Raw genomic sequence first — 10,791 nt, 5'->3', positions numbered from 1 at the left:
TACGCCGAGCGTGCGCACGTCGACGGTTCGGAGCATGGTGCGATGGCCGCCGATGCGCGCCGGACGCATGCGCGGCTGGCCGGCCCGAATCGCGGTGCAGTCGGAACTGGTTCCACCGACTTCGATGAAGATGCCGTCGCTCACGCTCTCGTGCAACAGGGCGCCGGCCACACCGGCTGCGGGGCCCGAGAGCAGCGTCTGAATCGGACGGCGCTCGATTTCGCCGACATCCATCACGCCGCCGTCGCTGCGCATGATCATCAGCGGCGCGTCGATCGCGGCACCCTTCACGGCTTGAGCCGTCATCCGCGCGGTGTGGACCATCTTCGGAAGAATCGCGGCATTGAGCGCGGCCGTGCGCGTACGCGCGCGCAGGCCGTACATGGCGGTAATATCGTGGCCGGCGGTAGCGAAGACGCCGCGTTCGCGCGCGGCGCCGGCCGCATAGGCCTCGATCTCCGGGCGATCGACGCCGAAGGCTTGCGTCGCAACGATCGCTTGCGCGCCGGAGGCGATCAGCGCATCGACGGCCGCCGTAATCGCGGCCGGGTCGCGTGCGGATGCGAACGCAAATGCGGGCGTCATCTCGATGCCGGGCGCGAGGGCCACGGGTGCGAAGCGCATTTGGGAGCGCGCCAGCCAGCCGCCGCGGCCGAGCAAGCCGAGAACGCCGACGCGCGCGACGTCGCCTTCCAGGAGCGCGTTGGTCGCCTGCGTCGTCGAATGCGCTATGAACGCCACGTCGGAGGGATCGACGGCGGCAGCCTCCAGCAGCGCGGCGATGCCGGCTACGATGCCGGCGGCCACGCCCTCGGGCGCGTGGTGCGTGGTGGGGATCTTGACGCGAGCGATCAGAGCGCGCGTCGACGCGTCGATGGCAACAACGTCGGTGAAGGTGCCGCCGACATCGATGCCCAGGCGCAGCCTGCGCGCCACTTACGGGATCACGTCGGCACTCGCCGCCCACGCCGTTCGCGCGACCTGTGCGAGAATCGCATCGCATTGTTTGCGCGTTACGCGCGCGTTAGCGAGCATTGCGACGATCACTACGTTGCGTCCGTTGATCTGCGCGATGCCGGCGTCGTTGCAGGCGTCACGCACGTTGTCGAACCGCGGCGAGGTGCCGGAGATGTGCGCGAGACGCGTCCCGGCGGGAAGCCCGGCGGCCAAGCCATTCGCGCCTCCTCCGGATGCGTGCAGCAGCGCGCCGATAAACGCGCGCCGGGATGCGTCGCTCAAGATCTCCCCGCGCGCGAGCTCGGCCAGGAGCAGCGCCACCGCGGCCGGCGAGCCCGCGTTATCACCGCCTCGGGCAAACGTTCGTTTTGCACTTTCGTCGAGGCCCAAGCCCGCTTCATCGGTGCGAATCAGCATACCGTCGAAGCCGGCCGTGCGCAGCGCGGTATCGATCGCGTCGGTGCCTCCCACCGCATGATAGAGCACGTCGGTTGCGGACCGATCGTCGAGCGAGAGCGAGCGCGCGAGCGCATCTCGAACGGTGGTGCTTCCGGAACTTTGGGTGATCGGGGCATCCAGGGCAAGCGTGCCCGCGTCGACCGCGCGGTACGCCGTAAGCGCCACCGCCAGCCGCATGAGGCCCGCAAGCGGAAACGCCTCATCCGAATTCCGTTCGAAGAGAACGTCGGTTTCCATATCCCAAATGACGATACCGAGGTCGCCGCCGGTCGCGACGTGCGCGCTGCGCACGATGCCGTCGATGCGTTCGCCCAGCATCGCTCGCTCCGAAACGGGCGCCTGCGACACCTGCGCGACGATCGGCGCGACCACGATCGGCAACACGTGTTTAGCCGATCGCCGCGAGTTCGTCGTAGAGCACGCACATCGTCGCGATGCCTCCGAAGAGCTGCGCGAGATTGAATTTTTCGTTCGGTGCGTGAATTTGGTCGTCGGGCAGGCCCACGCCGATCATCACCTGCGGCAGCCCCAGTATCCGATCGAAGCTCGCAACCGGGCCGATCGATCCGCCCGTGCCGATGTAGACGGGCGCTTTGCCAAAGCCCGCCTGCATGGCGCGCGATGCCGCTCCAACCGCGGCATGATCGCGTGACATCACCACCGCTCGCGTCAGGCCGCCGTCTTGGACTTCGACGCGCACGCCGGCCGGAGCGATCCGTTCGATGTACTCGGTAACGAGCGCTCGCACGCGTTCGGGATCCTGCGTGCCGACCAGACGCGCCGAGAGTTTGGCTTTGGCCCAACTCGGGATGATGGTCTTGCTGCCGGGGCCCTGATACCCGCCCCAAATGCCGTTGCACTCCAGCGTCGGACGAAACCACATGCGTTCGAGCGGGAGCCGGCCGCGTTCGCCGGCGAGCGCCGGAACGCCGAGTTGCGCGGCCTCGGTGCTTTCGTCAAACGGCAACGCGCGCAGTTCCGCGGCTTGCGCCGCGTCGAGTTCGGCAACGCCGTCGTAGAAGCCGGGCACGGCGACCCGGTCGTCGGCATCTTTGAGCGAGGCGATGATGCGTGCAAGCGCTTCGATCGGATTGCGCAGAATGCCGCCGTAGTAGCCCGAGTGCGTATCGGCGGCCGGCCCGTGCACCGTGATCTCCCAGTTCACCAAGCCGCGCACCGAGGTGGTGAGCGACGGCACGTCCTCGGCGAAGACCGCGGTATCGCTGATGATCGCGACGTCGGCTGCGAAAAGATCGCGATAGCGCTCCAGCGCAGCCTCGAAATTCGGGGAGCCGATCTCTTCTTCGCCTTCGACGATGACGCGCACGTTGACCGGCAACCGGCCGCGCGTGCGCAGATGCGCCTCCAACGCCGCGAAATGCATCAAGACCTGGCCCTTATCGTCGACGCTGCCGCGGCCGTAGATTTTTCCGTCGCGCACGGTCCCTTCGAACGGCGGGCTCTCCCACAGTTCGATCGGATCGGCGGGCTGCACGTCGTAGTGCCCGTAGATCAGGATCGTGGGTTTACCCGGTGCGCCGAGCCACTCGCCGTAAGCCAACGGGTTGCCGTCGGTTGGCAGCACGCGCGCGTTGAATCCGATCTCTTCCATGCGTCGCACGAGCCGCTCGCAGCATCGGCGCACGTCGGCGGCATGAGCGGGGTCGGCCGAGACCGACGGAATCGCAATCCAGGACCGCAGCTCTTCCAAGTATTCCTCGCGCCGCTCATCTACGTAGCGCTCGATCGCCGTATCCATAATATTGTTGTCACACGCCTTTTTCAAATTGCGCCGGTTCGAACGGCGCGCCGAGTTGCACATCAAAGGTTTTGCCGTCGCGCTCCATCTGGAAGGCGTGCGGCTTGCCGTCGTAGGCTCGTAATTGCGTCTGATAGGTCCCATACTCCCACCAGAACTTGCCGTCGAGACGATCGACGATATCTCCGGTTCTCATGCCCACATCCCAGGCGGGGCCGCCTGCGCGGACATATACGCGCATATAGCCGTCGACGGTTTTGAACAACGTGTAGAAATACGTCGGCGGATCGTGGGGTGTGACCGCGAGCCCGCGCTGGAAGAGGTTGTGCGCTCGCACGGGGTTGGCCCGCATCCAACCCCGGACGCGGCGGACGTCGCGCACGGCCAGCCGTTCCGCGTCGCGTTCGTTCGGAATCCCCTTCGAAACCGCGTGCTCGTGCCATTCATCCACGATCCAACCGCCGCAATCCTCGAGCACGAGGCCGATGTCCAGATCCGTGCCCTCGATGAGGTGAAAAGTCGAACTCTCCGCGCGCAGGTAGGCGGCATAGTTTTTGTTCGAGCAGTCGGTCGAATTGGGTTGGTCGTGCTCGCGCAGCGGCGTCAACCCGGCCGCGGCGAGCGAATCGACGACCGCGTTCGCGGCCGCGATGCCGAGCGGCGTTCCGTCGTCGTCGACGGCGATGTGGCCGGCGGCCACAGGCGGCGCAAGAAAACCGGTCGCGGCGGCACGAGCGGGCGCCGCGACCGATGCGAACGCAGGCGTGCCGAAGAGCGCGGTGGCGGCGACGGCCACGAGCAGCGCCGCCGCCGTCGCAACGCCGACTTGGAAGGGCAGCGTTCGCTTCGTAATCTCCGCCAGCGGCACCCCGGTGAAATTCGCCACCCAGACGTTCGCGGTGTTGGTGGGATCGCACACGTTCTGTACCTGCACCACGGCCATCACGGCGGCGACCAGCACCGCAGGCGGCAGCGCGTGCGACGCCAGCAGAACGGTAAAGACCGCGATGCCGACGCCGAACGGGTTGAGCGGCCCGCGATAGAGCACCAGCGGGCTCGCTAGGCCGAAGATGGCGACGAATGCGATGGGGTTGCGCTCCCAACCGCCCGCAACCAGAGGCTGCAACGCGCTGGCGAACTCCGGCTGTTTGGTCGCGACCAACAGCATCCCGATCCCGATGAACAAGAGCACCGCGGGAGCGACGTCTTCCACGCCTCGGATCGCGGCCGCGACCAGCGTCGGCACCGCGCGGCGTGGGCGCGTAACGAGCACGCCGTAGATCGCCGCCAGGATGAACGCGACGCTCGCGTCCAGGTGCAACGTATAGTAGAGCACGAGCGGAAGGATCGGTGTGACCAGCGCCCACGGCGGAACCGAACGATCCGATTTCTCGGCCGCTACCGCCCAGGCGGCGTAATCGCGCTCGCGGCGAAACGCCACGATCGCGTACGTCACGAGCGCAACGCCGTCGATCGCCGCCAGCAGGACGGCGTAGCGAACCATCGTCTGTTCGCTCACGCCGAAAAACTGCGTGTAGAATTGCCAGTTGACGATGTTGAAGATGAATCCCAGCGCGAAGGCCATGAGGAAGAGCGTCGCGGCGATCGTACGAGGGACGCCGGTGGTCATCATGATCGGCAGCGCGATCGATCCGATCATGATGACCGCGCCCAAGCCCGAAAGCGACGTAAACAAGATCGCGACGATCGCGCAGAGTACCATCGCCAGCACGAACGGCCGTTCCCCGCCGTACTCGGCCGCCACATTGACCAACGCCCGCGCGATCCCCGTATCCATCGTCACACGCCCGAGCAGCGCGCCGAAAATCACCGCTACGTAGACTTTGGCCAGCGATGCCGAGCCGTCGACGACGATGCCGGGCAGATGCGCCGCCGGAACGCCCGCCGCGAGCGCCATCGCGACCGCCATCAGCGGCAGCGCCAGAATCGCCGGCATCCAGCGCGCGTACATCATCGACGCGAAGGCGAGAAAAATCAGCAGAACCAGGAGCGCGCTCATGGGTGGATGACTTTAGCGAACGGCGGCAGCGTCTTGTGGCGTACGTATGATTCGTACGTCACGCGATCGATCGCGTCGGCCCGTTCGATCTCCCTCTGCGCGGCCATGTGGTATCGCTCGAGATTCGAAGCCAGATGGCCGGGGCGACTCTCGTGGAGCCACGCTGCGGTATAGAGCGTGCCCAGGCTCTCGTAGTCGTCGCGCAGTTCCCAAAACCAATACTTGCACCAGAAGAGATCGCGCAGCGCCGGCCCATGCGGTTCTCGCACGTGCTTGAGAGCATCGGCATAGTACGCTCGAACCTCGGTTGCACTTTGAAACGCCCGGCCGAGCACGTCGTATCGCCGAGCGGCGAGAAACATGGCACGCGCCGCGCCCGCATGCAAGGGCGGCGTCGTCTGCAAGAGATGCGTCTCTACCGATTCTGCATCCAAGCGGACCGCGTGCAGATCGACCTTCGCCATGCGCGCCGCGACGGCCGGATCGAAAGGGTCCGACCAAAAAAGACGGTCGGTCGTATCGTAGGCAGAGCCCTCGAGACGGGTGAGCGCATTGCCGAGCAGCGCGATGTCGCGGCCGTAACGCGCGTCGTCGACGCCAAAAAACGCGGCCGGAAAGTCCGCTTGAAAACGCTGCGGCGCCAGGTCGCTCGTCTCCCATGCGTCGCTTGCCGCATACAGCACGGGGTACCACGTCGATTCGTACAGCGTTTCGCCGTCGTCGTGCCACACGGTCTGAAAGAGTCCCAGCACGTGGGCGCTCTTTCCCTGCGCGATGAATCGCCGTTCGTTCGCGATCGCGGTATCGATATCGGCATAGATTTCGCTCCAATTGCTCGATCCGGGCGCGACCATCTGCTGAAATCCACCGGAAGCGATCGTACGAATAAACGGCTCGTACGTGGCCAGATTTCCGTAATGCCAGTTGACGATCACGGCATTTTTCGGAAGCAGCTTCATGATCGATGGGTCGGCTTCGATACCGTCATCCCACAGCATCACGCGAGCTCCGGACGGGGCAATCAGCTTGGCCATCGCGCGAATGTGCGCGGCGTAAACCTGCGCGCGGCCGCCGTGAGAGGCAACGTAGGCCCGCGTCGTTCCCAGGCCCAGCGTCGCCGTTTCGTCCGACCCGATGTGAAAGAACGGCGGGTGAGGAACGGCCTGCAATTCTTGTCCGACGATCCTGCGAAGATAGGCCGCAGCCAAACGCGACGCCGGCGAGAGCAGAAACCCGTGGGGAAGTTCCGCCGCGCTCGCGTACCGTTCGTACTTGAGCGTGTTGTGCATGTGCGCGAACGTCTGCTGCTCGGGAATCAACGCGACGTGAAAGCGTTCGGCGTAGGCGTTCAGTTCGCGCAGTTGGACGGGCGTGATGCCGTCCAGGGGCGCCGGCAGCGGGTCGGTCGGCGATACGAAGACGTGTTCCATGTACGGCGAGTAGCCGTTCATCTTGAACGCCGCTATCGTGCGAATGCGCGATTCGAAATAACGCATCGTCGGTAACGGCCCGCGCGACACGTCGTCCGAAAGAATGCGCCAGCGCAGCGCGGGGCGATCGACGATATGCACGCACGGCAGGGACCAACCGTTCGCGCTTCGCGTCGCAAGTTGGGCCAGCGTCATGGCCGCGTAGAAGGCCCCGGCGCCATCGGATGCGGCGATACGCACGCTCGAGCCGGCGACGTCGAGTGTGTACCCTTGCGACGGAAGCCCCGGATCCCGAACCACGGTGACGTCGGGGTTCTCGGAGACCGCGAGGATGGGGAGCCCGAGCGCTTGCCAGCGCTCGTCGATTTCGTCGCGAGCGGCGGGGTCGAAACCGCTTGCCACCCGCAGCGGGCGCGAGAAGGCATACGCGCTCGAGCACGCGCTCGGCGCGACCGATTGCGGACGCGGCAACAGGTGCAGCGCCGAGAGGACGAGGGCCGTCAGCATCGGGCGCGGCCTCCGGCGCTAGGCCGCAACCTGCTGCATCGCCGAGTCGCGCGCATCGAATGCTGCCGCGAGTTCGTCGAGGTAGCCGGGCGCGCTCTGGATGTCCACCGACGCCGCACGCTGGGCGAGGGTCGCGAGCAACGTGTCGGCGGCGAGCATCGCCGCGCTGCGGTCGGGCGAGAGCACCGCGGATTCGTAGCCTCTGAAGGCGACTTGGTTCGTGAACCCCGCCCGCATGAGGGCCACGTCGAAGCGCGCTTCCAGCGCCGGATCGAGCGGACGCAGGCGGTCCACCAACCCGGCCACCGCCTCCCCGGCATAAGACCGGACCAGTTCGTCGGAGAGGCGACGGGCGGCCTCATCGAGATAACCCGGAAACTGGGGTATCATAGCCTTTAGCTCCATCGCATCCATGGGGCGCAGGTACGACGGGGCACGGCGCGGGGCCTCGGACATAAGCCCACCTCGCGCATCGGCCGACGTTAATAGAGAGAGCAATGGACGCACTTCTAGCAGTAGCGATCGTGGTAGCGCTCGGGGCGGCCGGCTATGCCACGGTCTTTTTTCGACGTTATGTGAACGAACGGCGCGAGCACGGTCGCGCGGTCGCATTGTTCTCCCGTTACGTGCCCCCGCAAGTGGTCGAGGAATTGCTGGCCCGTAAAGATCCGCGCCTGTTCGAAGCGCGCGAGTACTACGCCACGGTTCTGTGCACGCGTATCCGCAATTTCGCGCTGATCTGCGAGCGGCTCTCCCCGGAAGAGACGCTGCGGTATCTCAACGAGTTTTATACCATCGTCGGGCAAGCCGTCCAACGCCATCGCGGCATGATCGAGAGCCTGCGCGGCGATACCGTGACCGCCGTCTTCGGGGTGCTGCTCGAAGAGCAATTTCAGGAGGAGCGAGCGCTGCGCGCCGCGCTCGACATCATGCGCGTCATGCGCGCGATGGAGTCGCGTTGGCAGGCCCAGGGACGTCGGACGATCGCGGTCGGCATCGGCGTGAACTCCGGAAAAATCGTGGCGGGCGACACCGGCTTCCAACAGCGCCGCGAGTTTGCGATCGTCGGCAATCCGGCGCACGTGGCCTCCCGGCTCGAGGAAGCCTCCGAGGAGCTCAACGCCTCGATCATCGCTTCGGCGGCAACCTACGACGCCGTGCGCGATCTCTTTATCGGCGTACCGACGTCGTCGATGCCGCTGCGCGGCCTGCGCAGTTTGCAGAGCGCGTACATCATCCGCGGGCTCACCCGCCGCGCGAGCGACGACCATCTCCTCACGCTCCCCTCGCAACGAGCGTTCAACAAGACGGTGGTACGTTCGTATGAAGACTCCGCCGGCGACGCCGTAGAACCCGATGCCTATCTCACGCCGGACGAACTCGCGCAAGAAACCGCGCGTGAGGAACGCGCGACGGTACCCGCGTCCACCTTCGACGAGCGCGTCAACTCGCTCGGAGCGACCGGCTTTCGCTTCTCCGCCTTCGATGACGATGCACCGGCGCTACCGGAACCACCACCGCTATTAGGAACCTACGAAGACGACCAAGGCCCGCCCGTTCAATTACCGCCGTAGCAAGCTTTCAACGATACGCGGCAATACCTCGGCAGCGGTGCCGCGCAACAGACAATCGACACGCTCGCTGATCGCGGTCGGCTCGGGATTGATCTCAGCCACAAACGCATCGCCGGCGTAATGCGTCGCGAGCGCGGCGGCAGGATACACGACGGCGCTGGTGCCGACGACCACAATCACTTCCGCGCGAGCGGCTGCTTCAACCGCGCTGCCCCAAACTGCAGAAGGCAGGGGCTCGCCGAACCACACGATGTCGGGCCGGAAGCGCCCTCCGCACGCGTGCTCGATAGCGTCCAGGGGCAACCCGAGCGAATCCAAGGGACGACGCTGCTCGCACCCGGTACAACGAGCCGTGCGCAAGCTGCCGTGCAGTTCCAAAAGACGGTGCGACCCCGCTCGCATGTGTAAAGAATCGACATTTTGAGTGGCCAGCGTGAAATCCGATATCCGCTGTTCGAGCGCCGCCAGGGCATAGTGTCCGGCGTTCGGTTGGGCTTGGCGGTGGACGGCGTTGCGCTCGTTGTACCACGTCCATACCAATCGCGGATCGCGCGCAAACCCTTGCGGGGAGGCGAGTTCCTCGACGCGGTGGGTCCGCCACAAACCTCCGGTCCCGCGGAACGTCGGCAGCCCGCTCTCCGCCGAGATGCCCGACCCCGTCAGGACCAGGACCGATGTCGCCGCCCGCAAGCGCTCGCAGAGTTCGTCCACAGGCCCGGCCTTCGACGCGGAGCGCGAACATCCAGCACCCCGGCGCCGGCGTTACGTCTTCGAGGGCACGGCGAAGACCCGCACGAAAGGTGATCCTCGTGAATCAAGACGCCGGGCTTCTCATGGCACGAGTGCGCTCGCGGGATGCGGATGCTTTCGAAGCACTCTACGACGAGTATCACCGGCTCGTCTACGGCGTAGCGTTGCGTATGTTGGGCGATGCATCGGCGGCCGAGGACGTCACGCAGGCAGTTTTTTTGAAAGTGTGGAGTGCGCCAGATCTCTTTCACGACGGTAATTTCGGGGCCTGGATCGTTCGGGTCGCGCGCAACCGCTCGCTCGATATTCTGCGCAGCCGCGCTTCGCATCAGGAGTTGGAATTGCCCGAAAGTTTACCGGAGGCCGACGCTATGGAAGATGCAGCATTCGCTCGTCTCGATGGCGAGCGCGTCCGCGAGGCGCTCGGCCAGTTACCCGAAGAGCAACGGCAACCGATCGAGCTCGGGTTCTTCGGCGGAATCACGCACGAGGAGATCGCGCGGCGCACGGGCATCCCGCTCGGCACCATCAAAACGCGGATCCGCTCGGGCCTTCGCAAGCTCCGCACGGCGCTGGATGGGGTGGTGACGGCATGAACGCTCCTCACGATCCCGCAATGCTCGACGATGTCGCGGTCTACGCTCTGGGCTCCCTACCGGCAAGCGACGCCGAGCGCGTGCGCGCGCATCTAGCCACGTGCGCCGAATGTCGGGCGGAATTACAAGCACTGCAACCTGCCGTCACTTCGCTCGCCGCATCCGCCGAGCAGAGCCCCGGCGCGTTGCTCAAAGCCCGCGTCATGCGGACCGTCCGCGCCGACGCGCAAGCGCATGCGCAGGCTGCGCCGGCAAAAAAACAGCCGTCGGTCTGGCCGGCCTATTTCGTAGCTGCCGCCTGCTTTGTGATCGCTCTGGTCTCGACGCTCATGAACCTCTCGCTCGTCGGGCAGCTGCGCCAGGCTCAAACCAAGGTCGCGCAAATCGATCGCAACAGCACCGGCCTTGCGCGGAGCTTAGCCCAAGAGCGCGCGACGCTCGCCGACATCATGGACGACAACGCGCGGCGCTTCCCGGTCAACGGCGGAGAAGTGATTCGCGTACGCGACAAGTTGTACATCACCCTGCACGACGTTCCGGCGCCCCCGCGCGGGAAAGTCTATCAAGCGTGGACGCTCGCGAAGGGTGCGAAGCTGATGTCGCCATCGCTGACCTTCGTTCCGGATCGGCATGGGGTCGCCGTCATCTCACTACCCGTCGATGCGCGGCAGACCGCCGCCGTGGCGGTAAGCGTCGAGCCGGATGGCGGAAGCAAACAGCCGACGAGCACGCCGACCTT

10 protein-coding genes are annotated in these 10,791 nt (G+C 65.7%); 3 read left to right on the top strand and 7 right to left on the bottom strand.

Annotation, left to right across the window (positions count from 1 at the left end; translation table 11 throughout):
- The 6 genes from VMW12_06235 to VMW12_06210 all read right to left on the bottom strand — a co-directional run.
- On the bottom strand, nt 1–936 hold a 936-nt coding region (locus VMW12_06235), incomplete at its 3' end, for a hydantoinase/oxoprolinase family protein (protein HUZ49328.1).
- Entirely contained in the window at nt 937–1,800 is an 864-nt protein-coding gene (locus tag VMW12_06230) for a serine hydrolase (protein ID HUZ49327.1), read from the bottom strand.
- Nucleotides 1,801–1,804: 4 nt separating this feature from the next.
- Nucleotides 1,805–3,202 (bottom strand): dipeptidase, encoded by a 1,398-nt coding sequence (locus VMW12_06225; protein HUZ49326.1) that lies wholly within the window; start codon nt 3,200–3,202, stop codon nt 1,805–1,807.
- Nucleotides 3,186–5,195 carry a hypothetical protein gene (locus VMW12_06220; protein HUZ49325.1) on the bottom strand — a complete coding sequence of 670 codons (2,010 nt, stop codon included), beginning with the start codon at nt 5,193–5,195 and terminating at the stop codon, nt 3,186–3,188. The genes VMW12_06225 and VMW12_06220 overlap by 17 nt, the downstream gene beginning before the upstream one ends.
- Nucleotides 5,192–7,132 (bottom strand): glycoside hydrolase family 20 zincin-like fold domain-containing protein, encoded by a 1,941-nt coding sequence (locus VMW12_06215; GenBank protein HUZ49324.1) that lies wholly within the window; start codon nt 7,130–7,132, stop codon nt 5,192–5,194. The genes VMW12_06220 and VMW12_06215 overlap by 4 nt, the downstream gene beginning before the upstream one ends.
- 18 nt (nt 7,133–7,150) lie before the next feature.
- The gene (locus VMW12_06210; GenBank protein HUZ49323.1) at nt 7,151–7,522 is read right to left on the bottom strand and encodes a hypothetical protein; all 372 of its coding nucleotides are present in this window, start codon (nt 7,520–7,522) and stop codon (nt 7,151–7,153) included.
- Between the two features lie 107 nt (nt 7,523–7,629).
- Here VMW12_06210 and VMW12_06205 point away from each other — a divergent pair, with 107 nt between their 5' ends.
- Nucleotides 7,630–8,706 carry an adenylate/guanylate cyclase domain-containing protein gene (locus VMW12_06205; protein ID HUZ49322.1) on the top strand — a complete coding sequence of 359 codons (1,077 nt, stop codon included), beginning with the start codon at nt 7,630–7,632 and terminating at the stop codon, nt 8,704–8,706.
- Here the strand turns inward: VMW12_06205 and VMW12_06200 are convergent.
- Nucleotides 8,695–9,417, bottom strand: coding sequence for an NAD-dependent deacylase (locus VMW12_06200; protein HUZ49321.1), 723 nt, complete (start codon nt 9,415–9,417; stop codon nt 8,695–8,697). The two genes, VMW12_06205 and VMW12_06200, sit on opposite strands and share 12 nt — an antisense overlap.
- A 122-nt stretch (nt 9,418–9,539) precedes the next feature.
- Between VMW12_06200 and VMW12_06195 the strand changes: the two genes are divergently transcribed.
- Together VMW12_06195 and VMW12_06190 are read left to right on the top strand one after the other, a co-directional pair.
- Nucleotides 9,540–10,052: a sigma-70 family RNA polymerase sigma factor gene (locus VMW12_06195; protein ID HUZ49320.1), complete on the top strand. Its 513-nt coding sequence runs from the start codon at nt 9,540–9,542 to the stop codon at nt 10,050–10,052.
- Nucleotides 10,049–10,791: anti-sigma factor (locus VMW12_06190; GenBank protein ID HUZ49319.1), on the top strand; the 743-nt coding region annotated here is incomplete at its 3' end. The genes VMW12_06195 and VMW12_06190, both read left to right, overlap by 4 nt.

It is taken from the genome of Candidatus Dormiibacterota bacterium (assembly GCA_035532835.1).
Lineage (GTDB): Bacteria > Vulcanimicrobiota > Vulcanimicrobiia > Vulcanimicrobiales > Vulcanimicrobiaceae > DAHUXY01.
This window is presented reverse-complemented; position numbering and strand designations above follow the sequence as displayed.